This window comes from Hydrogenothermus marinus, from assembly GCF_003688665.1.
Lineage (GTDB): Bacteria > Aquificota > Aquificia > Aquificales > Hydrogenothermaceae > Hydrogenothermus > Hydrogenothermus marinus.
The window spans coordinates 123,068-148,793 of record NZ_REFO01000010.1 but is presented as its reverse complement, the minus strand read 5'-3'; the positions used below and the strand labels follow the sequence as shown (position 1 = coordinate 148,793).

The window sequence follows — 25,726 nt, the reverse complement described above, 5'->3', positions numbered from 1 at the left end:
ATTAAGCTTTTGGTAGTATAATCTCAAAAATAGCTCCATCTTCAGATGAGATGGCTGCTATTTTTCCTTGATGTCTTTCTATAATATCTTTTGTAATTGTAAGGCCAAGTCCACTACCTTTTGCTTTTTTAGAGTAATAAGGAATAAATATTTTGTCTATTTCTTCTTTTGGAATTCCTTCTCCATTATCTTTTATAGTTATAATAATTTTTTTATTTTTTTCTTTTGCAGATATTTTAACCTCTCCTCCATCAATTAGTTTTTCATAACTATTTTGGATAATATTTGAAAAAGCCTGTCTTAAAAGTTTTTTATCTCCTTTTATGTATAAATTATCAGGGATTTCTATATTTACTTTAAATTTATCTGTAGAATAACTATTTTTAATTTCATTTAAAAGCTGTTTTAGATTAATCTCTTCTTGTTTTATTTTTTCATTTGTAGCAAGCTGCCTAAAATCTTTAACTAATTTTGAAAGATGGTCTACTTCAGTATATATAACATTTACAGATTTTTCTAATATCTTTTCAAAATTTTCATTTTTCTTTTTAAACTGTCTTTCTATCCTTTCTGCCGCAAGTTTTATAGGTGTTAATGGATTCTTTATTTCATGGGCAATTCTTTGGGCTATCTCTCTCCAACTTTTTGCCTTTTCTGCTATTAAAACATCTGTAATATCATCTAATACTAATAAAGTTCCTTTTTTGAAAAGTTTAGTAGCTTTTATGATTACAATCTTTCCATTTATCTCAATTGTATTTTCTTTGTATAAATTATTTTTATCTACATTAAGAATATCTAAAAGTTCATTTATAGGTTTTCCAATAATCTGGTCTTTTTTTATATTTAGTAATTTTTCTGCTGCTTTATTTATTTTTATAATATTTCCATTTCTATCTGTATAGACAACCCCTGTTCTTGCATTTTCAAGTATAGCTTCTAAATATTCCTTATTAAACTTTAGTTCTCTATTACTTTTTTCTAAAGCAATATAAAGAGATTTTAATTCTTTAACCATATGATTAAACTCTTCTATTAATATTCCTATTTCATCAGAAGATTTAACATTCACCTTAACATTTAAATTTCCAGATGCAAGCTTTTTGGACGCCTCTACAAGTTTTTCAAGAGGATATGTTAAATTTCTAACTATGTATTGTCCAAACCAGATGGCACCACCAATCACAAACATTGTAATTGTAAGAATTGTGACTATATAACTTACTCTTATAGGTTTTTTATAATGTCTAAACTGATTAAATACAGAGGAAATTTCTCTTAATTCTTCTTCTTTATTAATTAAAAATTCAGGAATTTTCTCATCTAATATAATATATCTGCCATCTTTTGTTTTTGTTATATATCTAAAATAATTTCCTATCTGAACAAATTCTTTGTTTAAATCTAAATTTTTAAAACTAAGTGGTTTTCCATATATTTTGTCTGGTATTCCTTTTTTATTTGTAAATGTTATTGCTTTTAAATTGAAAATTTTTTTAATATTGTATGGATTTGTTTCTTTTAGCTTTAATAAATTACCTGCAAGTTCTAATTTTTGTTTTTCATTTTTTATCACTTGATTTACTACATCTTTTGCACCTTGTAAAGCTTTTTCAACTTTTCCACTAAACCAAAAGTTTGTAGCATCAGATATAAGAGTTATTGATACTGTAGAAATTGTAATTGCAGGAATAAAAATCATTGATATTAAAATTATAGAAAGCTTTATTCTGAGCTTTCCTCTTTTTTCTTTATTTTCAAAAAATAGTTTTATTAAATGTCTTAAAGATATTGCTAAAATAACAAGGAAAAAAACAACATCTATATTGATTATTATCAAAAATAAATATGGATTAAAAAATTGAGAAGCTCTAGATATTTCTTTAAAAATAAATAAATTTCCAACAAAAAATACAGTTAAAACAATAGATGCTATTATTATATTTCTTCTTCTTCTCTCAAGCTCTTTATAATTTTTATCTATTTTTATATTCATCAGGTAATTTTCTTGGTTTAACTCCTAAGTATTCAACCTCTTCATCTTCATTTAATCTTTTAGAAAAGGGTTTTTCATAAACAAGTTCTTCATAAGCATGGGCTACAAGTCCCGGAATTCTTCCTATAATAAAAAATCCTTTACCAAGTCTCCAATCAAATCCCATTTCAGAAACTACTGATGCTATAGCTCCATCTACATTCATAACTAATTTTTTACCTTTTATTTTTTCAATAGCTTTTTCAACTTTTATAGCAAATTTGACATATTTTCCATAAAAATCAAGTTTTTTTGCATATTCTAAAATTTTTTTAGTTCTTGGATCAAAATCTTTAAAAAATTTATGCCCAAAACCTGCAATTCTTTTTTTATTTGTAAGATATTCTTTAACAACTTCTTCAGGATTTTTATTTACATTTTCTTGGAAAAATTTCATTGCATCTTCTAAAGCTCCTCCATGAGCTTCACCAAAAGCAAGAACTCCTGCTCCAACACCAACATGTAAAGAGTTTCCACCACTTATTACTGATCTTGCAGCAAGAACTGAAGGTGGTGCTATAGAATGTTCAATTATAGAGACAAATATTATATCAAGCATCTTTTTTTCTTTTTCTGTAGGAAGTTCACCTTTTAAAACTAAATATATAGCTTCTGTAAATGTTAAATTTCCAATAAGTTCTTCAAGCTCATATCCTCTAACATAAGCTTTTTTATCAATATGGGTACTTATTCTTGTTTTCCACATTTTTTCACTCATTTATATATCTCCTTTTTTAAAGGATTTTGTTTTTATTATAAAATAAAAATCTACACAACTTTTTGAGGTTAATAATGTTTTTATATATATTAAAAAGAATTTTACAGATGATTCCTCTTTTAATAGGAATTACTTTTTTATCTTTTATTATCATACAACTTGCACCTGGTGATTATTTAGATAAACTTAGAATGAACCCTCAAATATCACAAGAAACATTAGAAAAATTAAAACAAGCTTATGGATTAGATCAACCTTTAATTGTTCAGTATTTTAAATGGCTTTTAAATGCTTTAAAATTTGATTTAGGATATTCTTTCAGCTATCATGTTCCTGTAATAGAAATAATTAAGGAAAGGGTAGGTAATACTCTTTTTTTATCAATAACCTCTGCAATTTTAGCTTGGAGTTTAGCTATTCCTCTTGGAATAATTGCTGCAGTTAAACCAAATACTATTATTGATAGATTTATACAACTTTTCTCATTTACATTTATGTCAATACCAAATTTCTTTTTAGCGTTTTTAATGTTATTTTTAGCTGTAAAAACAGGAATACTTCCTACAGGGGGAGCTACAAGCCCTGATTATGATCAGATGTCTATATGGGGAAAAATATTAGATAGATTATGGCATGTGTCTCTTCCTGCTTTTGTTCTTGCAATAGGTTCTTTAGCCGGTCTTGTAAGGCTTGTAAGAAGTACTATGCTTGAAAGTCTTCAGTCTGAGTATGTAATGTTTGCAAGGGCAAAAGGTCTTCCTGAAAAACAGGTAATTTTAAAGCATGCTTTAAAAAATTCTTTAAATCCATTTATTACCCTACTTGGTTTTGAGATAGCAAGTTTATTATCTGGGGCTGCATTAGTAGAAATTATAGTAAACTGGCCAGGAATGGGTATGTTAATGCTTGATGCAGTACTATCTCAAGATTTATATCTTGTAATGGGAGGCCTTTATATAGGGGCTATTATGCTCATTATAGGAAACCTAATAGCTGATATACTACTTGCAAAAATAGATCCAAGAATAAGACAAAGGGAAGTAGAAGGCGTTTTAAAGTAAAGCTTCTCGGAGGATACTAATGGAAATTATTAAAGAGTTTATTTTTACTTTTTGGCAATATTTAATAGATATAGCTCCATATTTTATATATGATTTAGTTTTTTAAAAAAGGGTAGATAGACTACCCTTTTAATTTTCTTCTTTTATTTGGGAAATATCAATGTTCATTTTTTGAAGTTGTAAGTAGCATCTTTCACAAACAGGTATTCCATTTTTACCAACAGAAGTATCATATATCCAACATCTTGGGCATTTTTCTCCTTCTGCTTGCTGAACAGCTACTGTAGCTACTTCTCCTTCTATTACTATATCTCCTTTAGGTTCCTCTGATAACTCTGTTTGAGAAACAGTAAAAAAGAATTTTATCCAGTCTAATCTTTTTTCAATTAGATTTTTATATTCTTCAGGAAGTTTTATAATTACTTTAGCTTCATAAGGATGTCTTATTACATCTTTTTGTCTTGCATCTTCTAAAGCTTTTAAAACATCCTCTCTTACTTTTAATAATTTTAAGTAAATCTCTTCTAAGTTTTCATCTATATATTCCTCATTTGGTTTTGGCATAATTTCAAGATGGACACTTTCTTTTACTTCTGGAGCAAATTTTCTTACATGTTGCCATATTTCTTCTGCAGTAAAGGATATAATTGGGGCAAGTATTTTTACAAGAGCATTTAAAAGCTCCCATAAAACTGTTTGAGCTGATCTTCTTTCTATAGAGTTTGGTGCATAAACATAAAGTCTATCTTTTAGTATATCTAAATATATTGCTGATAAATCAACAATTACAAACTGCTTTACTGTATGATAAATCTTATAAAAAGTATACTGTCCATAATATTGATGGGATAAATCTATTAATTTTTGAAGTTTTGATAATATCCATTTATCTATTTCTAATAAATCTTCATATTTAACTTTATCGGTAGAAGGATTAAAATCATATAAATTTCCTAAGAAATATCTAAATGTATTTCTTAATTTTTTATAATCATCTGCAACTCTTTTTATTAAATTATTCCCTATTTTTATATCTTCAGTATAATCTTCAGTAACCACCCATAACCTTAATATATCTGCTCCATATTGTTTTATTATCTTTTCAGGAGGAATTACATTGTTTAAGGATTTAGACATTTTTCTTCCTTTCTCATCAAGGGTAAATCCATGAGTAAGAACATTATCATAAGGAGCCCGATTGTAAGAAGCTATACTTTCTAATAGAGAGGACTGGAACCATCCTCTATGTTGATCAGAACCTTCTAAATACATATCAGCAGGCCATCTTAACTCTTCCCAAAAACCTGTTTTTAAAACAGATGCATGAGAAACTCCTGAATCAAACCAAACATCTAATATATCTTCTTCTTTTTTAAATTCTGTACTTCCACATTTTTTACATTTATATCCTTCAGGTAAAAGCTCTTTTACATCCTTTTCAAACCATATATCAGCACCAAACTCATTATTTTCTACTAAGTTTGCTATATGCTCAAAAATTTCTGGATCATCAGCTATTGCATCACATTCTTTACAATAAAAGACAGCAATTGGTACACCCCAAACTCTTTGTCTAGATATACACCAATCAGGCCTATTTTCTACCATTGATTTTATTCTATTTTCTCCCCAAGAAGGTATCCAGTTTACTCTTTCTATCTCTTTTAAAGCTTTTCCTCTTAAAGTATCTCCTCCTTCTAAAACTGCATCTATTGCTATAAACCATTGAGGAGTTGCTCTAAATATCACTGGATTTTTACATCTCCAACAATGAGGATATGAGTGTTTTATATATTCAACATGAAGTAAAGCACCAACTTCTTTAAGTTTTTCTATTATCTTCTCATTTGCATCAAAAACTCTTAATCCATAAAGCCATTCAGGAGCTTGTTTAGTAAATCTTCCCTCATCATCTACAGGAGCAAAAGCTTCTACTCCATATCTTTGTCCAATAATATAGTCTTCTTGACCATGTCCTGGAGCCATATGAACAAGACCTGTACCTGTACCAAGTTCTACAAATTCAGAAAGATATATTTTAGAAACTCTATCAATAAATGGATGTTCATACTCTAAAAATTCTAAATCTTTTCCTTTTTTTTCTTTTATTACATTTCCCTCTAATCCTGTTTTTTCTTTAAAACTTTCAAGAAGTTCTTTTGCAACAATATAAACTTTATCACCTATATCAAAAAATACATAATCAAATTCAGGATTTACCATAATTCCAAGGTTTGCAGGTAAAGTCCATGGAGTAGTTGTCCATATTACAGCATAGACAGCTTTTTCTATATCAAAAGGATTTTCTACAAGCTTAAAAGCAACATAGATTGATGGATCTTTTTTTTCTGCATATTCTACTTCTGCTTCTGCTTCTGCAGTTTTATCATAAATACACCAGTAAACAGGCTTTTTACCTCTATAAGCAATACCTTTATTAAATACCCTTCCAAGTTCTCTAATTTCTTGAGCTTGATAAGAAGGCCTCATTGTAAGATATGGTTTTTCCCAATTTGCAATAATTCCAAGTCTTTTAAATTCTTCTTTTTGAATTTCTACAAATTTTGATGCATACTCTCTGCATAATTTTCTAAACTCTGTTTTTGGAATATCTTCTTTTCTTTTTTTCTGTTTTTTTAACTCTTTTTCAACTTGTTGTTCTATTGGAAGACCATGACAATCCCAACCAGGAACAAATGGAGCATCTTTACCTTGCATACTTTCATATTTAACAAGAATGTCTTTTAAAATTTTATTTAATGCATGTCCTATATGTATATGTCCATTTGCATAAGGAGGTCCATCATGTAATATATATTTATCTGCATTTTTTCTTTCTTCTCTAAGTTTTTGATAAATATTTAACTTATCCCATAATGATAAAAATTCAGGTTCTCTATTTGGTAAATTACCTCTCATAGGAAATTCAGTCGTAGGTAAATTAAGGGTGTCTTTCCAGTCCAAATTAAACCTCCATAAATAAAAAATTTTTAAATAAATTATTATTTTATAATAATTAGAGATAAAACAGAAATCAGATTTGATTTTATTACCAAAAAATACAGACTAATAAAAGTTAAATCATTGATGTTAAACTATATTTATATATAATTAATTCATAAATCATTGTATTTTTAGATTGGAGGAAAAAATGAGATTTTTATTTTTAATATTGTTAATCATAAATTTTGCTATAGCAAATCCAAAAGAAAAAGTTGATGAGATGCTTTTAAAAGCATGGCAGTATTATGAAGAAGGTAATTATTATATGATGTTAGAACAATCTAAAAAAACATTAAATTATGCTTTAAAACATAATGTTCCTAAAGGTATAGCAGAAGGTTATTATTACATAGGAATAGCATATTTCCAGATGGGAGATTTAGATAAAGCAATAAAATATGCAAATAAAGCTATAGAGTATTCAAAAGATAAATCAAATTACAGATGGAAGGCTTATGCAAAAAATCTTCTTGCTGAAATTATGATTCGTCTAAAAAAATATGATGAAGCTTTAAAACAGTACAATGATATTTTAAAATTATCAATAGAAAATGATAATAAAAGAATGATAGCCGTTACTTATTTAGATATAGGAAATGTCTATTTTCATAAAAAAAATCTAAAAAAAGCATTAGAAAATTTTAAAAAAGCTTATGAACATATGCAAAGGATAAAAATAAGACCGTATTATTTGGCATTAGTCAATTATAATCTGGGTATAGTTCATTATAAATTAAATAACTTTCAAAATGTTATTCCTTATTTAGAAAAATCATTAAATATCTATCAAAAAATTAATGATGAAAAATCTACTGTTGAAACTGCTTACTTTTTAGCAGATTCTTTTTATGAAATAGGAGATAAAGAGAAAGCTTTAAATACATTAGAAAGCTATAAAAATTTAGCAAAAAAGGTACTTTTATATAGAAAATTTAAAAAATTAGAGAAAAAAATAAAAAGTAGCTAATCAATAGTTATTCTTTCAACTTCTTCTATAGTTGTGATACCTTGTATAGCTTTTAATACAGCGTCTTGGCGAAGTGTTTTCATTCCTTCTTTTATAGCTTCTTTTCTTAATTCTTCTGTAGATTTATTTTCAATTAGCATATCTCTTAATTTATCTGAAATTTCTAATACCTCATGAATCCCAATTCTACCTTTATATCCTGTAAAATTACAAACTTTACAACCTTTGCCTTTATAAAGGTAATTTATATCTTCAGTTTTAAATCCAGCATTTTCAATTATTATTATTTCTTTTTTAGAAGGGGTATATTTTGTTTTACAGTTATTACATATTCTCTTTGCAAGTCTTTGAGCAACTATAATCAAAAGAGAGTCTGCTAAAAGGTAGCTTTCTATTCCCATTTCAGTTAATCTAGTTACAGTACTAACAGCATCATTTGTATGAAGTGTAGAAAAAACAAGATGCCCAGTTAAAGATGCTTCTACAGCTATTTTTGCTGTTTCAAGATCTCTAATCTCTCCAACAAGTATTATATCTGGATCATGTCTTAAAAATGCTTTTAAAGCTTTTGCAAATGTATATCCTGCTGCTAAATTAATACTGGTTTGAACAATACTTCCACCAAGGGTATATTCAACAGGATCTTCAACAGTAACAATTTTTACTCCAGGATTATCTACTTCTTTCAGTGCTGAATAAAGAGTTGTTGTTTTTCCTGAGCCTGTAGGCCCTGTATGTAAAATCATTCCATAAGGCTTTTTTATAGCATTTTTATACTTTATTAAATTTTCTTCTGTAAATCCAAGTCTATCAAGATTTAAAAGCTCTGATTTTTTTTCAAGAAGTCTCATCACAATATCTTCACCATATACAGTTGGAACTGTTGAAACTCTTAAATCTAAGTCAATAGATGGATTATATTTTAAAAAATTTATTCTTCCATCTTGAGGTAATCTTTTCTCATCTATTTTTAGATTTGACATTATTTTATATCTTGAAACTAAAGCTTCATGAATATATTTAGGAAGTTCAAGTATAGTATGTAAAACTCCATCTATTCTATATCTTACTTCAACTTTATTCTCAAAAGGTTGAATATGTATATCACTTGCTTTTCTAAAATGTGCTTCTTCTATAATTTTATGAGCTAAAATTATTATTGGAGAACTTTTTTCTGATATTTTTTCTTCTTCAGATGTTTCAACAGGGGTTTCAAAATCTTTAAAAGATTTTTTTAAAATATCCAAAATTTCTTCAAGCTTTCTTTCTTCTTCATAAAGAATATCTATCTTTTCTTCTATCTGAGATTTTGTAGAAACAATAATATTAACCTCTTTTACTTCATAACCATATTTGTTAAATGTTTCTACAATCTGATTTATTGTCAAAACATCTGTAGGTTCATACATTGCAATAGTTAAGACATTATTCTCATATTCTAAAGGTAATACAAGTCTATTTTTTAAAAATTCTTTAGTAAATAAATCTTTTATAAATTCTGGAGGATTATAATTTGTGAGTTTATCAAATTTAAATCCAAAGTATTCAGCTTTTATTTTTGCAATATCTTCTTCTAAATACCCTTTTTCAATCAGTAAATTTAGCACACTCTTTTTTTCTTTTAATGCTTCATCTTGAATTTGTTTAAACTCTTCTTTTGAAAGACCAAGCCTTTCCATAATAAGTTCTGCAAAGCTTTTCTCACTTGGCCTTTTATTGATTCTGATTGTCATTTTTTATCCTTTTGGATATTTAAAGATATATATAATTTTCTTCAGTTTTTCTTTATTAAAATCTTTAATAATTACAGGCAAAATCTTTATTTTTATAAGATCTGATAGTAGCTCATCTGCTATCCAACTTTTTTTAACATTTTCTGTTTTTTGTATCAATTCTTTAGAAATTTCAGAAAGAATGTCTGGTAAATATCTATCTTTTATTTCTCCAAAGGTATATCTAAATCCTAACATTTCCATAAAAGAAGAATTTACTTCTAATATTTTCATATCTAAGTCTGTAATAACTATAGCTTCTGCTATATTTTCTATTAATATTTTTTTTTCTTCTTGCTTTTGTAATATATTTACAATAGTTAAGCTATTATAAAGGGCTATTCCTATAAATTTAGCTATTAAATTTAATTTTTCTTCATCTTTTTTAGAAAAAGATTTTTCTTTCTTAATCAGTTCAAGAATTCCTAATTTTTTATTTCCTTTTTTTATAGGAATAACTAATATACTTTTTATCTTATATCCTATTTTTTTATCTAATTCTTCATTATGTTTTAAATTCTTATCAATTTTCTTTAAATTTTTTTCATCATAAACATCTTTTATATTTAAAATTTTATCTTCAAGAAAAGCATAACCTGTAATACTATTTTTATCTATCTTTAGCTCTATTTTAGAAATATTTTCTCCCTCTATGACAATAGACTCTAAAGAGTTATTTTCTTCATTGTAAAGATATAGAGTACCCCTGTCAGCTTTAATATACTCTTTAGTATAGGAAATAATATTTTTAAGTAATTTTTCTATATCATTTTCTGAAAAAAGAACTTCTAAAAAGTTTAGAACATTTTTCACATTAACCTCTGTAAAAGTTCATCAATTTCTTCAATAGGAATCTCTTTTTTATTCTTATTTTTTCTTTGTTGATATTCTACAATTCCTTTTTTAACTCCTTTTCCTACTACAATTCTATGTGGTATTCCTATTAAATCTGCATCTTTAAATTTGGCTCCAACTGACATGTCTCTATCATCATATAAAACTTCTATTCCTATATTTTTAGCTTTTTCATATATTTTTTCTGCAGTTTCTACTATTTGCTTATCTTTAGTATTTAAAGCAAGTATATGAAGTTTAAATGGAGCTATACTATCTGGCCATATAATTCCATTTTCGTCATTGTTTTGTTCAACAGCTGCCGCCATTAATCTACTTACACCTATACCATAACACCCCATTATTATCGGTTTTTCTTTTCCATCTTTATCAACAAAATAAGCTTTCATAGCTTTTGAATATTTAGTTCCAAGTAAAAATATATGCCCTACTTCAAGTCCTGTTGTTTCTTTTAAAGGAGATTTACATTTTGGACAAGGGTCATTTTCCTTAGCTGTTGAAAAATCAACAAATTCCGTAGGTTTGAAATCTCTTGGAATATTAACATTTATATAATGATAATCTTTTTCATTAGCTCCAACTACAAAGTTGTGTAAATCTTTTACAGATATATCAGCATATACAGGAATATCTAGTCCAATAGGACCAACAAATCCTTCCACTATTCCCATTTTTTCAAGTTCTTCAGATGTTGCAAGTCTTGCATCTAATACATTGAAATAATTTATAAGCTTTGTTTCATTTAGTTCTCTATCTCCTCTTATAATTATAGCTACTGCAGTTCCATCAGATAATATATATATAAGAGTTTTAACTATTTTCTTTATATCTGTATTTAAAAATTTAGCAACATCTTCTACAGAGCTTACATTAGGAGTATGTACTTTTTCTAACGGCTTTTCTTCTTCAGGAGGTAATTTATCAAGTTCAAACTCATATTTTGCTGCCTCAACATTTGCCGCATATCCACAATTTTCACAATAAACAATATGAGCTTCTCCATTTGCTGCTTTTACAACAAACTCATGAGAAAATTTACCACCAATAGCTCCTGTATCTGCTTCTACCATTAAATAATCAAGATTTAACTCATCAAATATCTTTTTATAAGTTTCTTTCATAATCTCATAAGATTTAATTGCCATCTCTTCAGATATATCAAAAGAGTATGCATCTTTCATTAAAAACTCTCTACCTCTTATAAGTCCATATCTTGGACGAGCTTCATCTCTAAATTTTGTTTGAATTTGATAAAAGTTTTTTGGTAAATCTTTATAAGAACGGATATTTTTTCTAACTAAATCAGTAATTGTTTCCTCATGGGTAGGACCAAGAGCAAACATTCTACCTTTTCTATCTTCAACTCTAAAAAGTTCTTTTCCATAAACTTCCCATCTTCCTGTTTCCTGCCAAAGTTCTGCTGGTGTTAATATTGGAAGTAAAACCTCTAAAGCACCAGCTTCATCCATATGTTTTCTTATTATATTTTCAATCTTTTTTAAAACTCTAATTCCAAGGGGTAAATATTCATAAAGTCCTGCGGCAAGCTGTCTTATAAAACCAGCTCTAACAAGATATATATGACTAATAGCTTCTGCTTCTGATGGTGCTTCTTTTAATGTAGGAATGAAATATCTTGATGCTCTCAATAAAAAACCTCCAAAATATATGCTTTTCTTTATTTTAACTTTATTTTGAGAGGAAAAAAAGAGTTAATGAAGAGTAGATAAAATATGTACAATAAATATTGAGGAAAGAAAAAGTAGGGAAAATGAAAGTCCCTACTTCCTTGATTTTTAATTTAAATAGTTAAGTTATAAATAGTTTTTGCTTTTTCTAAATCTTCAGCAGAAACTTTACGATCTTGAGAAATTTCCTTTAAAATCATTGCTAAAATATAAATAAGTGTTCCAGCTATTTCTGGAAGTTTCTTTTCTAATTCTACTTCTAATTCATATTTTAGAGGTGGTAAAGTAGCTAAATGATCTAAAATTGGCTGTAATTCTAATTCTTCTTCTAATTCTTTGAATTTTCTCATAGATTCTTTCATTGCTTTAGTTAAAGGAACATCACTTAACCAAATAACATCTCTAGCATTATAGCCTGCATTTTCCTCAGCTACTATCAATAAGTCATATAACTTTTGACTTATTAAATCATTAACTTCTTTAATTTTATCTTTGTCTAATCTTAAAGAAGCTGATTTTTTAAAAATTTCTTCAATTTTATGAACACCTGTAATTGCCATAATTCCCTCCTTTTTCATTTTTAAAGTACTATATTAAAGTATATACTTAAATGAAAAAAAATGCAAGATTAATTTAAGTAAAGATTTATAAAATTTTATAAAAAATACTTTATAAGATTTTTATCTATGTATAACACCTTAAAAAAATGATAATTTTCTTGAATATTCAAAATTTGTGGATTTTTACTTTTTAGAATTTCATACAAAGCATTGATATTTATAATTATATCTAAAATTTTATACCAATATCAATTAAAATTTCCCTTTTAGTTTGAGCCAATATTAAATTCGTAATTATGATTAAATTAGTTATGAAACATTTAATAAAAGGAATGGTAAATTTAACGAAGTTTTAGTATTATTTCTTTTATATCTTAAATTAATGTTATTGTAAAAAGTTCAATTAACCTTTTAATTAATTTTATTTTGTATGGATTTTTAATTGAAAATAAAAGGTTTTTAATATAAAAAAAAGGGGCTTGAAGCCCCTTTTAAAATTACTCAATATCACATTTAACATCATAAAGAATGTCATCCCATGGATGTCTATATAATGGCATATCAAGTCTTTTCTCATCAAGATAATGTCCAATAAATCCTATTGTTCTACCAAGTACAAAGAATGCATTAAATGCACCAGCATTAATAAGTTCATCAATTTCTTGATCAGAGTATCCAAGTTCTTTAAACATATCTACAAGTAAAACACCAATTGTTCCATCAACATTAAGAATAAGGTTTTCTTTCTTAGAAGTAGTTAATTTTTCAACTTCTAAAGCATAGTCTAAAAGCTCAGTTTTAGGAAAGTTTTCTTTAGCAAAGTTTTTAAGTAGTTCTACCCTTTTATCTGGATTTTTAGTAGATTTAATTCTATGTCCAATTCCCGGTATAGGTATTTTTTCAACATTTTTCATATAAGCTACAAATTCATCTGGAGACATATTTTTCTCTTTTGCCATTTTGAAATATTTAGCAGCACCATCAATTGCACCACCAAATCTTGGCCCAATAGTTAATATACCTGTAACAATTGAAGACATTAAATCTTTTCCAGCTCTTGCCGTAACTTTTGTATTATGTGCTCCTGAAACTGCAGGACCATGATCAGCAACAATTTTAATTACCATATCTATAAATTTAGAAGACCATTCTGGGAATTTCTTTTTAAACCATAAAAGGCCGATTACATCAGCAATTGAGAATCCTCTTTCTACAACTTCAGAAATTGGTACTCCACAGTAAGTTGCTTCTTCACCTCTATCATCTGATATTGTACAGATAAAGTTTGTAGGTCTTCTTACTTTTCCAGCTTTTACTGCTTTTGCATAATCTTCTGGAATTGGTGGTACTTCTGGTTCTTCTATTTCTGTAATTATTCCTTTTGATTTTAGTTCTTCATAAATACCATTTATAAGTTCTGGTAAGTCATTAAAAGATTTTGGTACATGAGCACCTGCTTCTGCAAGGGCAGCATTTTTAGCATCTGCAGTTTCTCTTTCTGCACCTGCTTTTGCACCTGCATGTCCAAACTGAACTTCTCCACCAAAATGTTTAGAAATAGTACCTATACACCATCCAATTACAGGTTTTGTAATTCTTCCATCTTTTATAGCTTCAGCAACTTTGTATTCAAGTTCTCCACCAACTTCACCAAGAAGAACCATAAATTTAACTTGTGGATTTTTTTCATATCTAAGCATATGATCTAAAAAGTCTGATCCTGGATATCTATCACCACCAATAGCTATACCTTCTGCAAGACCATCTGCATTTCTTGCAATTACATTTGAAAGCTCATTAAATAATCCACCTGATCTTGTAACAAGGCCTACAGAACCTGGTCTATGAAGTTTTGAATTTATAATATTTTCTATTGTTCCACCTGTATTTGCTATTCTAAATGCTCCTGGAGCAATTCCACCAACTGTAGCTGGCCCTATAATCCATTTTCCAAGTTCTTTTGCTTTAATTCTCATAATTCTTGCAAATCTTTCAGGAATACCTTCTGCTGTAATTGCAATTGTTCTTATAGTTGGTATTTCAAGAGCTTCCATTGTTACATCATAAGCAGTTCTAAAAGATGCAAAATTTAATAAAACATCAGCTTCTGGGAAATCCTTAGCTGCATCTGTAGTTGATTTATATATAGGAATTCTTATTTCTTGTGTTCCATAGAAGAATTTGTCAAATTTTCTTGATTGAGTAGGTGCAACTATCGCTACTATTGAAGGCTCTCTTCCTACTACATAATCATAATCAAGCATTCTTTGTATTGCGTTTCTGTTTAAGTTCCAAAAAATTGCTTTAGTATTTCTGTCAAATAATAAGTAATCAGGTTTGCTCATTAGTTTTTCCTCCTTATTTTTCTTATTAAGCTGCTTTATTTACATTTTCATCTATAGCTTTTCTAACTATTTCAGTCATATGAGTTTCAGGTCCATAAACTTCTATTGGAAGGCCAAGTTCTTCAGCTGCTTGTTTAATTCTTTTAAGACCTACTTCGTAATTAGGACCACCTCTTCTTACATAGATTTTAACTCCAACTTCTTTAAGCTTATCAGCATATTCTTTCATTGCATCTATAATACCTTCAAATGTTTTTGCAACATCTGTAAAGTTAGCGATAGCACCACCAATTATTAGAATTTTATCTCCTTCTGGATGTTTATTTCTTGTCATTAAATCAAAAACTGTTTTTACATACTCTCTTGTTTCTGTTCTTGATGGGTTTCCTGAGTACTCACCATAATTTGCAAGTTCTTTAACCTGTCCTAAGTCTGCAACAGTATCAGCATAAACAACAGATGCACCACCACCTGCAACTAATGTCCATATTCTTCCTTCTGGATTTAAAATTGTAAGTTTTAAAGATGCACCAGATTTTTCATCCATTTCTTTAATATATTTCTCTTCAGGTGTAAGTTCTCCTCCAAATCCTGCAGGAAATTCTAAATCTCCCCATTTTTTACCAACAACAAATTGAGCTGTATCATCAACTCTACCAACAAAGTCAAGTGGGTAAACTTTATTTCCGACCATTACAAGTGGATTAATTTCAAGATATGCAAAATGTAAATCTCTAAAGAGTTTATAAAGTCTATATACAAAATCTGCATATTTTTCTTTATCTTTTATATCTGCTGGAACATTTTCTTCAATTAATTTTTTTATTTCTTCATCTGAAGCACCTACTGGTATTTTTACTTCAACAACTTTATCCCAATTTTCTTCAACTTCTATTCCACCAAAAGCAGACATATAAACAATATCTTCATCTTCACCAACTGTTATTGCTACATAATATTCTTCTTCTGGTTTATGAGGAACAAAAGGTTCAACTAAGAAATGAGTTAAATGTCCTTTTACTCCGTTTATTTCAACTTCTTCAGCCATTTTTTGCTTTATCCATTCTTTAGCATCTTCCCAAGTAACATCTCCAGGTTTTTCCTTTTTAAAATAGATAAGGCCTAATTTTCCTCTTTTACCAAAAAGCATATCTGGTTTTGCAACAAGAGGAGTTTCTTTAACCCAAGGATATTCTTCAGGAATTTTGTCTAAATCTGTTTCTGGAGTAATTAATATTGATTTAAAGTCATACTCAAAATCCCCATTAAAATACTCTTCCCAGTTTTTAGCTAAAATTCTCTTACCATCAAATTCCCTAATTCCTCTTTGAGCCATTTAAATCCTCCTACAATTATTCAAAAAATAAATAATAACCTTAAAATTATATCAAATGTATAAGGAAAATAAAACGCTGTTTTATAAAATAAAAAATTAGGGAATTAATCCTTAGGAATAATTTCAAAAAGTTTTTCTTTTGAGGTTTCACCTTTTAAAAGAGTAATATTTGATTTTGGCACTTTAAAATATTTAGATAGTATCTCTATAACTTTTTTGTTAGCTTTTCCTTTTTCTGGAACAACTGTAACTCTAATTTCAAAATAGTCATCTTCTATTTTTTTTATCTCTTCTTTTTTTGCATTAGGTTTTACTTTTATTCTTATTTTCATAAAAGTATCCCTTTTAGTTCTTTAGTATTTTTCACTATAAAATTTGGACCTAATTTTTTTGCAATATCTATTTTCCCAAATCCATATTCTACAAGAATAGTGTATATACCTGCCTCTTTCCCTGATTTTATATCTGTTTCACTATCTCCAATCATTACTGCATTTGATATGTTTAAATCTTCTAATGCTTTTAAAACAGGCTCAGGATGAGGTTTTTTATTTTCTACAGAATCGCCTCCTATTAGAATATCTATCATGTCTATTATTTGAAGTTTTCCTAAAATCTGTTTTGATATATCAAAATATTTATTTGTAATAACTGCTATTTTTTTATTTTTCTTTTTTAATCCTTCTAATATCTCATAAATACCATCATAAAGTTTCGTATGTACTGCCGGATTTGAAAAGTAATACTCCCTAAAATATTTAACTCCTTCCTTTATTAATTCTTCTTTTTTTTCTGGCAATATTCCTTTTATAAGGTTTTCACCACCATAACCAACATTTTTAATTATCTCTTTTTCAGGAAGTTCATTAAAACCAAGTTTTTTTAAAGCATAGTTTGCTGCTATTGCTATATCTTTTGAAGAATCTATCAATGTTCCATCAAGATCAAAAAAATATCCTTCTAATTCTTCAAATAATATTCTTTGTAAATATTCTTTATTTTGTCTATCCATTTATCTGATTTTTCCTTTTTTTCTTTTTGATCTTCTATTATTACAAAAATTTCTTCTCCATCTTTCATTAAGCCTAAATCTTCTCTTGCTTTTTTTTCAATAGTATATTTATCATATTTTAAATCATGGATTTTTTCTTGAAGAACTTGATTTTCCTTCTTTATGTCTTCTATCTTTTTTAACAATCTTTCTTTTTCTTTTTTTTCTTGTATATACTTAAAAACATTGTTTTTTCCAAATAAAAGAGTTAGGCCTGCATATATTAAAAGGAAAAAAAAGATTAAAGGCAGAATATTATCTGCCTTTAATAAATTTTTAAAGATATTTTTTGAAAACTTCTTTTCCTTTAAATATTGCATTATCTCCTAATTCTTCCTCAATTCTTAAAAGCTGATTATATTTTGCTGTTCTATCTGTTCTTGATGCAGAACCTGTTTTTATCTGTCCTGCATTTGTAGCTACTGCTAAATCAGCTATAAATGTATCTTCTGTTTCCCCTGATCTATGGGAAATTATATTCGTATAAGCATTTATTTTTGCAAGTTCTATAGCATCTAATGTTTCGGTTAAACTTCCTATTTGGTTTAATTTTATTAATATAGAATTTGCTACTCCTTCATCTATACCTTTTTGAAGGATTTTTGGATTTGTTGTAAATAAATCATCTCCTACTAATTGAACTCTATGCCCAAGGGCTTCAGTTAGCTTTTTCCATCCTTCCCAATCATCTTCTGCTAAAGGATCTTCAATTGAAACTATTTTATAAGCACTTATAAGTTCACCATATAAATCTATCATATCTTCTGCTGTAAGCTCTTCTCCTTCAAACTTGTAAACACCTTTTTCTTTATCGTAAAACTCAGATGAAGCAGCATCTAAAGCTAAAAATATATCTTCTTCTGGATCATATCCTGCTTTTTTAATAGCTTCTTGGAGTATTTCCAATGCTTCTTTTGTACTATTTAATGCTGGAGCAAAACCACCTTCATCTCCTACATTTGTAGAAAATCCTTTTTCTTTTAAAACTGATTTTAATGTGTGGAAAACTTCCACTCCTGCTCTTAAAGCCTCTTTAAATGAATCTCCAAAAACAGGTACTATCATAAATTCCTGAATATCAAGTCCATTATCTGCATGGGCACCACCATTTATCACATTCATTAAAGGAACAGGTAATATTTTTGCATTAGTTCCACCAAGATATCTATATAAAGGAAGTTCAAGCTCTTCAGCAGATGCTCTTGCTACAGCCAAAGAAACTGCAAGTATAGCATTTGCTCCAAGCTTAGATTTATTTTCAGTACCATCAAGTTTAAGCATAATATTATCTATATTGACTTGATCTGTAGACTCTTCTCCTATAATAGCATCTGCTATTTTTGTATTAATATTTTCTACTGCTTTTAATACACCTTTTCCTTTAAATCTTTTAGGATCTCCATCTCTAAGTTCTATAGCTTCTCTTTCTCCTGTTGATGCTCCACTTGGAACTATTGCTCTTGCTACTACTCCGCTTTCTAATGTTACTTCTGCTTCTACTGTTGGGTTTCCTCTTGAATCTAAAACTTCTCTACCTTTTACATCAATAATTATTGACATCTATTACCCTCCTTTAAAGTTTATGATACGCAGCTATAGCTGCAGCTAATGCAACTGCTAAATCTTCAGGATTAATTTCTTCCCTTTTAAATTTGAATTTTGGAAGTTTTTCATCTAAATAGCTTGTTGTAAATCTTCCTTCTCTAAAATCTTTATCTCTAACAATATGACGAAGTAATGCTAAATTTGTAGGTGTACCTCTAACTATAAATTCATCTAAGGATCTTTGAGCTCTATTTACAACTTGTTCCCAATTTAAAGCCCAAACTATAAGCTTTGCTATCATAGGATCATAATAAGGAGGAATTATATAATCTTTGTATACAGCAGCATCTATTCTTACTCCTGGCCCCCCTGGTGAGTGATAAGATGTTATTCTACCAGGAGATGGTGCAAAATTTTTAGTTGGGTCTTCTGCATTTATTCTAAATTCTATTGAATAACCTCTCATCTGAATTTCTTCTTGTAAGAAAGGAAGTTTTTTTCCTTCTGCTATTTCTATCATCCTTTGCATTATATCTATTCCTGTTATCATTTCTGTAACTGGATGTTCAACTTGAATTCTTGTATTCATCTCAATAAAGTAAAAATTATCATTTTCATCAACAAGAAACTCTAATGTACCAACACTTTCATAACCAAGTTTAAACATAGATTTTACTGCTACTCTGTAAAGCTCTCTTCTAACTTTTTCTGATAAAGTTGGAGAAGGTGCTATCTCTATTACTTTTTGATGTCTTCTTTGTATAGAACAATCTCTTTCCCCAAGATGTACAACATTCCCATATTTGTCTGCAATTACTTGAATTTCTATATGTCTTGGATTTTCAACATACTTTTCTATAAATACTGCTCCATTTCCAAAAAATTTCTCTGCTTCTGAAGTTGCAGATTTAAAAAGTTCTTCAAAATCTTCTTCTTTTTTAACAATTCTCATTCCACGGCCACCGCCACCATAAGCAGCCTTAATTATTACTGGAAAACCTATTTTCTTTGCAAATTTTTTAGCTTCTTCTAAATCTGTAATTGGCTCATCAGTTCCGGGAAGAACAGGTACTCCAACCTCTCTCATTGCAATCTTAGATTTAATCTTATCTCCAAAAAGCTCTATATGCTCAGGTTTAGGACCTATAAATATAATTCCTCTTTTTTGACAGTACCTTGCAAAATCTGCATTTTCAGCTAAAAACCCATAGCCAGGATGAATAGCATCTGCTCCAGTGTTCTTAGCTAAATCTACAATTTTATAAAAGTTAAGGTATGCTTTTATTGGATCTCCAGGTATCATATAAGCTTCATCTGCTTTTTTTAGCCATAAACCTTTAGAATCTGCTTCCGAGTAAATAGCAACAGTTTTTATACCAAGCTCTTTACATGCTCTTATTATTCTTGTTGCTATTTCACCTCTATTTGCTATTAAAACTTTTCTTATTTTCTTTCTTCTCATAATAAATCTCCTTAATCTATAACCATAACATCTTTATCTTCTATAAATGCCTCATGTAAAGCTCTTACTGCAAGCTCTGCGTATTTTTCATCTATTAAGCAAGATATTTTTATTTCAGAAGTAGAAATTGCATATATATTAATTCCTTCTTTTTGAAGAACATCAAACATTTTACCTGCTGTGCCTGCATGGGTTTTCATACCAAGACCAACAACAGATATTTTTGCTATTTTATCATTTCTATCTACACCAGCTGCTCCGACCTCTTTTGCTACTTCCTTTGCTATATCTTCTGCATAATCTGCGTCTGTTTTATTAACTGTAAATGAAATATCTGTATAACCTTCATGAGAAACATTTTGAACAATCATATCTACAACTATATTTTTGTCTCCTAAGGTTTTAAATAGTTTTGCTGCAATTCCCGGTTTATCAGGAACTTTAACAACAGTTATTTTTGATTCTTTTAAATCATGACTTATTCCTCTTACTGCTACTTTTTCCATTTCTTCATTTTCCTCCATAATCCATGTACCTTCTTCATCATTAAAAGAAGATCTTACATGTATTTTTACTTTATATTTTGCTGCAAATTCTACTGATCTTATCTGCATGACTTTAGATCCAAGAGAAGCCATTTCCATCATCTCTTCGTAAGAGATAATAGGTATTTTCTTAGCTTCAGGTACAATTCTTGGATCTGCTGTAAATACTCCAGGAACATCTGTATATATCTCACAAATATCAGCTTTTAAAGCTGCTGCTAAAGCTACTGCAGTAGTATCTGATCCACCTCTTCCAAGGGTTGTAATATCTCCATTTTTATCTATTCCTTGAAAACCTGCAACTATTACAACTTTTCCTTTATCTAATTCTTCTTTTATTCTTTTAGAATTTATATGTTTAATTCTTGCTTTTGTATGAATATCATCTGTTTCTATTGGTACTTGCCACCCTGTTAAGCTTACTGCAGGTATTCCCATCTCTTGAAGTGCTATTGATAAAAGTCCTATTGCTACTTGCTCTCCAGTTGATACTACCTGATCTACTTCCCTTGGATTTGGCCTTTTTGATAAACTATAACAATACTCAAGAAGTTTATCTGTTTCTCCAGACATTGCAGAAGAAACTACAACAACCTTTTCACCATTTTCTACTGCTTTTTTTACTTTTTTTGCAACATTTCTTATTCTATCTAAATTTCCAACTGATGTTCCACCAAACTTTTTAACAACTAAAGGCAATTAATATCCTCCAAAAACAATAATATTTATAAATAAATATAGTTATCATATACTATTATAGCTTAATAAATAATAGATTTAACCCTAATTATTCCATGTAATGAATTTGTTATAAAAATAAAGTCTGCACTTTTTAAATCTTCCAATTTAAATCTACCTTCTGTAAACCATAGACCTTTTCTTACAGCTTGTTCTAATACTATCTGCCTTGTAATACCTTTTAAAACTCCACACTCTAAAGAAGGAGTATATAAATGTTTATCTTTTATCCAAAAAATATTTGCAGATGAGGTTTCTGTTATCTCATCATTTTCATTTAAGAAGATGCTATCAAAAGCACCTTTTTCAAGGGCATATCTTTTTGCAAGGATATTTCTTGCATAACTTGTTGATTTTATTCTTAGAAGTGGATCAGAAGAATGAACTTTGTAAGGATAAACAGTTAATTTAACCTCTTTTTTTTCTAAAGGCTTAAAAGGTTTTGCTATAACAAGTAAATTAGATGCCTCTGGAAGTAATGGAAAATAAGAATTTCCTTGAGAAGTAAGAATAGTTTTAATATATAAATCTTTTTCTTCAAGATTTTTTACTGTTTCTTCTATGTAATAGATGTAATCTTCTTTTGTAATTGCTGGAATGCTTAGTAATTTTGCTCCTTCAACTAATCTTTGGTAATGTTTATCAATTGTTTTTGGTAGTCTTCCTTTATATCTAAATGTTTCAAAAACTCCTTCTCCATACATTAATGTTCTTAATACTTTTTTATTTAAAAATCTTTTGCCATTTAAAGTTATAACTTCTTCCATTTTTCTTTACCTCATATAAATAAGTTTCCATTTTCTAAAATCTGAATAATCACCTTTTTCTGCTTTTATTACTGCTTTTAAAAATTTCATAAATTGAGATTCACTACCTTTATTATAAAGGTATCCTTCCCATAAAACATCTGTATTTTTAAAATACTTATAATCTTTTTCTAAGACTAATGCTAAAATAGGCTTTTTTGCTTTTAAAATTTTATTTAAAGGATAATCCCTTAAAACTTTTCTTTTAGCATAAAATGGTAAGTTATGAAAGAATTTATTTTCTATTATTAAAGGAATTGAAGGATGTATTAAGTTATCTTCGATAGCTTTTCCTATCTTATCGTAAGGTCTATATTTTTCTATTTTTGGAAGTACAGATATACTAAACATTAAAAAAAGTAAAATTGATGCTAAAAAAGGAGCTAAAGCTATATCTTTATATCTAACAATATACAAGAGAGGGAAAACTACAAAAATATAATAAAAGTAATCAAGATGTAAAACATACACTAAGTATCCTATTGCTGCCATAAATAAAAAAGTAGGAATTAAAAAGGATAAATAATATAGATATTTTTTCAGATTTTCAGGTTTATAATTTACAATAAAATAAGCAGTCAGTATAGACATAGCAGGAAAAGCTTGGATTATATAAGTTGGAAGTTTTCCTTTAGCTATTGTAAATATTATTATCATTATCCAAAACCAAGCAAAAATAAATGAAAAAGTTTTAAGCTGTTTAAAGTATTTAATTAATGCAAAATAAAATGCCAATGAAAATGGTAAAAATGCCCATAAGATAACTATCCAATAATAAGTTAAGTTCTTTATACTAAAAAAAGGGGTAGGTTTATTTAAAGCTCTACCAAATGTTTCTTTATAATAAACATTCCAAAAAGAATCTCCAAATTTTAGATATTCATATATATACCACCAAAAACCTATAGCAATAGTTATAGGAAGTCCTATCCATATTTTTAAAAATAAAAAATCTTTCCAGAAATTTTTAAGGTTAAAATTATTTTCTATTAAAAGATAAAAAATAACAATGGCACCTATAACAAATATATAAGGGAATCCTTTTGTTAAAACTACTAATCCAAGAGATATATAAGAAAGCAAAATATATTTAAAATTTTTCTCTTTATAACCTATTAAAAATAGGTATAAAGTTAGCAGAAAAAAGAAAGTAAGAGGCACTTCAGGAGATACATATCTACTATTTCCTATAAACTGTAAAGAAACAGACATTATAAAAGCGGAAATAATACCTACTTTAAAACCATAAAGTCTTCTACCTATTAAAAATGTAAGAAAAACTGAACCTAAAGCCATTAAAACTATAGGAAGTCTTATTGCAAACTCAGAAATACCAAAAATAAAGCAAGATAATGCAGAAAGATAGTAAGTTAATGGAGGTTTATTAAATCTTGGCTCATAATTGTAATAAATATCAATAAAATTTCCTGATTCAAACATCTCTCTGACTGCTTCTGCATAAAAGCTTTCATTTGGTATCCATATATCATTTATCCAAAAATTCCATGTGTATGTAAAAACTAAAACAAATATGAAAAGAGAATATTTATATTTTTCTATATTGCTCATATATTCATTTCCTTTAAATACTCTTTGTAACCTATATTTTCTAATGTTTCTGCTTTTTGTAAGACCATTTCTTTTAAATTTTTTCTATATTCTTTTAATCTATTTGCAACTTCTTTATCAAAGGTGGAAATTATAGATGCTGCTAGAAGTCCTGCATTTTTTGCATTATTTATTGCAACTGTCGCAACAGGTATACCCGCTGGCATCTGTACAATAGATAGAAGCGAATCTATACCATTTAATGAAGATGTTTTTACAGGTACTCCTATTACTGGTATAGTTGTTAAAGATGCCACCATACCAGGTAAATGAGCAGCTCCTCCTGCACCTGCTATTATTACTTTAATCCCTCTTTTTTCTGCATTTTTTGCATAATCATACATTCTTTCAGGAGTTCGATGAGCTGATACGATCGTCATTTCATAAGAAATATTTAATTGCTCTAAAATATCAGCAGCTTGTTTCATTACAGGTAAATCTGAATCACTACCCATTATTATTCCTATCATAATTTTCTATCTCCTTTTACTTTTAGATTTTCTTTTACATATTTTGCTTTCTCTAAAGCTTTATTTATGTCTTTATCTATTACAGTAACATGACCCATTTTTCTTAAAGGGAATATTTGTCTTTTACCATATATATGTATATATACACCATCTATTTTGATAACTTTTTCTAGTCCTTCATAAATTGGATTTCCGGAAAATCCATTTTCTCCTAATAAATTTATCGTTATTGCTGGTATCATTTGATCAGTTGATCCAAGAGGCAAATTAGAAAGTATTCTTATCTGTTGTTCAAACTGACTTGTTTTACAAGCTTCAATAGTATAATGTCCAGAATTATGAAGCCTTGGAGCAATTTCATTTAATAATATTCTACCTTTTTTATCTAAAAATAATTCAACTCCAAAAACACCAATCCCATCTAAAACTTCTACTGCCGAAGATGCTATATCCTTTACTTGATTTTCTATTTTTGAATCCAAAGTTGCTGGAGCTATTAGATAATCAAGTAAATTCCCTTCTTTATTAAAAACCATATCTACAACTGGATATGTTTTTATATTTCCATGTATATCTCTTACAACAATTACAGCCAACTCTTTTTCTATTTCTACAAATTCTTCAATGTAAGAAGGTTTATTTAACGCTTTTGTTAAATCTTTTTCTGTTTTTATAATAATAACTCCTCTACCATCATATCCACCAACTTTTACCTTTTGCACAACTGGTATAAAAGGTTTAATATCATTTATAGATTTTACTTCTTTGAAAAATGGCACAGGTATTCCTGCTTTTGATAAAAACTTTTTCTGCTTATATTTATCCTGAATTATTTCTAATATATTTATAGATGGATATACTTTAGAAATGTCAATACTTTTTTTTAATATATTTATATCTATAAATTCTACTTCATAAGTAATTACATCTGCTATTTTATCCAGTTGATGCAGTTTTTCAGGATTATTAAAACTCCCTAGTATATGATCTGCAACCATCGAAGCTGGACAGTGTTTTGTAGGATCAACAACCACAATATTAAACCCTAACTTTCTTCCTTCTTGCGCTGCCATTTTTGCGAGTTGTCCGCCACCAATAAATCCTATTGTATAATCAGTTGGATTTTTAACATGAATATTCTTTAAATCCAGTATGATATAC

General features: G+C 28.2%; 21 protein-coding genes. 2 read left to right on the top strand and 19 right to left on the bottom strand.

From position 1 onward, the window contains the following. Window position 1: 1 nt before the first annotated feature. Window positions 2-1,996, bottom strand: coding sequence for a sensor histidine kinase (locus CLV39_RS01165; protein WP_121922401.1), 1,995 nt, complete (start codon window positions 1,994-1,996; stop codon window positions 2-4). Continuing rightward, window positions 1,977-2,753: a citryl-CoA lyase gene (locus CLV39_RS01160; protein WP_121922400.1), complete on the bottom strand. Its 777-nt coding sequence runs from the start codon at window positions 2,751-2,753 to the stop codon at window positions 1,977-1,979. The genes CLV39_RS01165 and CLV39_RS01160 overlap by 20 nt, the downstream gene beginning before the upstream one ends. 74 nt (window positions 2,754-2,827) lie before the next feature. On the opposite strand from CLV39_RS01160, the gene CLV39_RS01155 reads away from it, so the two are divergent. Next, on the top strand, window positions 2,828-3,814 hold the full coding sequence (locus CLV39_RS01155) for an ABC transporter permease (protein WP_121922399.1): 987 nt from the start codon (window positions 2,828-2,830) through the stop codon (window positions 3,812-3,814). Window positions 3,815-3,943: 129 nt separating this feature from the next. On the opposite strand, the gene ileS is transcribed toward CLV39_RS01155, so the two are convergent. Further along, window positions 3,944-6,778, bottom strand: a complete 2,835-nt coding sequence (ileS, locus tag CLV39_RS01150; protein ID WP_121922398.1) for an isoleucine--tRNA ligase — start codon at window positions 6,776-6,778, stop codon at window positions 3,944-3,946. Between the two features lie 187 nt (window positions 6,779-6,965). Here ileS and CLV39_RS01145 point away from each other — a divergent pair, with 187 nt between their 5' ends. Continuing rightward, window positions 6,966-7,784: a tetratricopeptide repeat protein gene (locus tag CLV39_RS01145; RefSeq protein WP_121922397.1), complete on the top strand. Its 819-nt coding sequence runs from the start codon at window positions 6,966-6,968 to the stop codon at window positions 7,782-7,784. Here the strand turns inward: CLV39_RS01145 and CLV39_RS01140 are convergent. The 16 genes from CLV39_RS01140 to CLV39_RS01065 all read right to left on the bottom strand — a co-directional run bounded on the left by CLV39_RS01140 (window position 7,781) and on the right by CLV39_RS01065 (window position 25,638). After that, on the bottom strand, window positions 7,781-9,517 hold the full coding sequence (locus tag CLV39_RS01140) for a GspE/PulE family protein (protein WP_121922396.1): 1,737 nt from the start codon (window positions 9,515-9,517) through the stop codon (window positions 7,781-7,783). The two genes, CLV39_RS01145 and CLV39_RS01140, sit on opposite strands and share 4 nt — an antisense overlap. A gap of 3 nt (window positions 9,518-9,520) precedes the next feature. Continuing rightward, entirely contained in the window at window positions 9,521-10,369 is an 849-nt protein-coding gene (locus CLV39_RS01135) for a GAF domain-containing protein (protein ID WP_121922395.1), read from the bottom strand. Then, entirely contained in the window at window positions 10,366-12,060 is a 1,695-nt protein-coding gene (locus CLV39_RS01130) for a proline--tRNA ligase (RefSeq protein ID WP_121922394.1), read from the bottom strand. Before CLV39_RS01130 ends, CLV39_RS01135 begins: the two co-directional genes overlap by 4 nt. A gap of 152 nt (window positions 12,061-12,212) precedes the next feature. After that, the gene (locus tag CLV39_RS01125; protein ID WP_121922393.1) at window positions 12,213-12,659 is read right to left on the bottom strand and encodes a DUF1931 family protein; all 447 of its coding nucleotides are present in this window, start codon (window positions 12,657-12,659) and stop codon (window positions 12,213-12,215) included. 497 nt (window positions 12,660-13,156) lie between these two features. Beyond that, window positions 13,157-15,004, bottom strand: coding sequence for a citrate/2-methylcitrate synthase (locus CLV39_RS01120; RefSeq protein ID WP_121922392.1), 1,848 nt, complete (start codon window positions 15,002-15,004; stop codon window positions 13,157-13,159). A gap of 25 nt (window positions 15,005-15,029) precedes the next feature. Next, the gene (locus CLV39_RS01115; protein ID WP_121922391.1) at window positions 15,030-16,340 is read right to left on the bottom strand and encodes an ATP citrate lyase citrate-binding domain-containing protein; all 1,311 of its coding nucleotides are present in this window, start codon (window positions 16,338-16,340) and stop codon (window positions 15,030-15,032) included. Between the two features lie 104 nt (window positions 16,341-16,444). Continuing rightward, window positions 16,445-16,672, bottom strand: a complete 228-nt coding sequence (locus CLV39_RS01110; protein ID WP_121922390.1) for a DUF167 domain-containing protein — start codon at window positions 16,670-16,672, stop codon at window positions 16,445-16,447. Continuing rightward, window positions 16,669-17,352 carry an HAD family hydrolase gene (locus CLV39_RS01105; protein WP_121922389.1) on the bottom strand — a complete coding sequence of 228 codons (684 nt, stop codon included), beginning with the start codon at window positions 17,350-17,352 and terminating at the stop codon, window positions 16,669-16,671. Before CLV39_RS01105 ends, CLV39_RS01110 begins: the two co-directional genes overlap by 4 nt. After that, on the bottom strand, window positions 17,301-17,711 hold the full coding sequence (locus tag CLV39_RS01100) for an FtsB family cell division protein (protein WP_121922388.1): 411 nt from the start codon (window positions 17,709-17,711) through the stop codon (window positions 17,301-17,303). The genes CLV39_RS01105 and CLV39_RS01100 overlap by 52 nt, the downstream gene beginning before the upstream one ends. Further along, window positions 17,668-18,951, bottom strand: a complete 1,284-nt coding sequence (gene eno / locus CLV39_RS01095; RefSeq protein WP_121922387.1) for a phosphopyruvate hydratase — start codon at window positions 18,949-18,951, stop codon at window positions 17,668-17,670. Before eno ends, CLV39_RS01100 begins: the two co-directional genes overlap by 44 nt. Before the next feature lie 13 nt (window positions 18,952-18,964). Continuing rightward, the gene (accC, locus tag CLV39_RS01090; RefSeq protein WP_121922386.1) at window positions 18,965-20,398 is read right to left on the bottom strand and encodes an acetyl-CoA carboxylase biotin carboxylase subunit; all 1,434 of its coding nucleotides are present in this window, start codon (window positions 20,396-20,398) and stop codon (window positions 18,965-18,967) included. Between the two features lie 11 nt (window positions 20,399-20,409). After that, window positions 20,410-21,642: an aspartate kinase gene (locus tag CLV39_RS01085; RefSeq protein ID WP_121922385.1), complete on the bottom strand. Its 1,233-nt coding sequence runs from the start codon at window positions 21,640-21,642 to the stop codon at window positions 20,410-20,412. A 62-nt stretch (window positions 21,643-21,704) separates the two neighbouring features. Continuing rightward, window positions 21,705-22,448: an aminotransferase class IV gene (locus tag CLV39_RS01080; RefSeq protein ID WP_121922384.1), complete on the bottom strand. Its 744-nt coding sequence runs from the start codon at window positions 22,446-22,448 to the stop codon at window positions 21,705-21,707. A 6-nt stretch (window positions 22,449-22,454) separates the two neighbouring features. Further along, window positions 22,455-24,056: an ArnT family glycosyltransferase gene (locus CLV39_RS01075; RefSeq protein ID WP_121922383.1), complete on the bottom strand. Its 1,602-nt coding sequence runs from the start codon at window positions 24,054-24,056 to the stop codon at window positions 22,455-22,457. Beyond that, the gene (gene purE / locus CLV39_RS01070; protein WP_121922382.1) at window positions 24,053-24,565 is read right to left on the bottom strand and encodes a 5-(carboxyamino)imidazole ribonucleotide mutase; all 513 of its coding nucleotides are present in this window, start codon (window positions 24,563-24,565) and stop codon (window positions 24,053-24,055) included. Before purE ends, CLV39_RS01075 begins: the two co-directional genes overlap by 4 nt. Next, window positions 24,562-25,638: a 5-(carboxyamino)imidazole ribonucleotide synthase gene (locus CLV39_RS01065; RefSeq protein ID WP_245960267.1), complete on the bottom strand. Its 1,077-nt coding sequence runs from the start codon at window positions 25,636-25,638 to the stop codon at window positions 24,562-24,564. Before CLV39_RS01065 ends, purE begins: the two co-directional genes overlap by 4 nt. Window positions 25,639-25,726: the final 88 nt, after the last annotated feature.

Bases quoted from the DNA above. Each gene is read 5' to 3' on its own strand.
- CLV39_RS01165 (WP_121922401.1), bottom strand. From the start codon at position 1,996: ATGAATATAAAAATAGATAAAAATTATAAAGAGCTTGAGAGAAGAAGA.
- CLV39_RS01160 (WP_121922400.1), bottom strand. From the start codon at position 2,753: ATGAGTGAAAAAATGTGGAAAACAAGAATAAGTACCCATATTGATAAA.
- CLV39_RS01155 (WP_121922399.1), top strand. From the start codon at position 2,828: ATGTTTTTATATATATTAAAAAGAATTTTACAGATGATTCCTCTTTTA.
- CLV39_RS01145 (WP_121922397.1), top strand. From the start codon at position 6,966: ATGAGATTTTTATTTTTAATATTGTTAATCATAAATTTTGCTATAGCA.
- CLV39_RS01140 (WP_121922396.1), bottom strand. From the start codon at position 9,517: ATGACAATCAGAATCAATAAAAGGCCAAGTGAGAAAAGCTTTGCAGAA.
- CLV39_RS01125 (WP_121922393.1), bottom strand. From the start codon at position 12,659: ATGGCAATTACAGGTGTTCATAAAATTGAAGAAATTTTTAAAAAATCA.
- CLV39_RS01120 (WP_121922392.1), bottom strand. From the start codon at position 15,004: ATGAGCAAACCTGATTACTTATTATTTGACAGAAATACTAAAGCAATT.
- CLV39_RS01115 (WP_121922391.1), bottom strand. From the start codon at position 16,340: ATGGCTCAAAGAGGAATTAGGGAATTTGATGGTAAGAGAATTTTAGCT.
- CLV39_RS01110 (WP_121922390.1), bottom strand. From the start codon at position 16,672: ATGAAAATAAGAATAAAAGTAAAACCTAATGCAAAAAAAGAAGAGATA.
- CLV39_RS01105 (WP_121922389.1), bottom strand. From the start codon at position 17,352: ATGGATAGACAAAATAAAGAATATTTACAAAGAATATTATTTGAAGAA.
- CLV39_RS01100 (WP_121922388.1), bottom strand. From the start codon at position 17,711: ATGCAATATTTAAAGGAAAAGAAGTTTTCAAAAAATATCTTTAAAAAT.
- eno (WP_121922387.1), bottom strand. From the start codon at position 18,951: ATGTCAATAATTATTGATGTAAAAGGTAGAGAAGTTTTAGATTCAAGA.
- accC (WP_121922386.1), bottom strand. From the start codon at position 20,398: ATGAGAAGAAAGAAAATAAGAAAAGTTTTAATAGCAAATAGAGGTGAA.
- CLV39_RS01080 (WP_121922384.1), bottom strand. From the start codon at position 22,448: ATGGAAGAAGTTATAACTTTAAATGGCAAAAGATTTTTAAATAAAAAA.
- CLV39_RS01075 (WP_121922383.1), bottom strand. From the start codon at position 24,056: ATGAGCAATATAGAAAAATATAAATATTCTCTTTTCATATTTGTTTTA.
- purE (WP_121922382.1), bottom strand. From the start codon at position 24,565: ATGATAGGAATAATAATGGGTAGTGATTCAGATTTACCTGTAATGAAA.
- CLV39_RS01065 (WP_245960267.1), bottom strand. From the start codon at position 25,638: ATGGCAGCGCAAGAAGGAAGAAAGTTAGGGTTTAATATTGTGGTTGTT.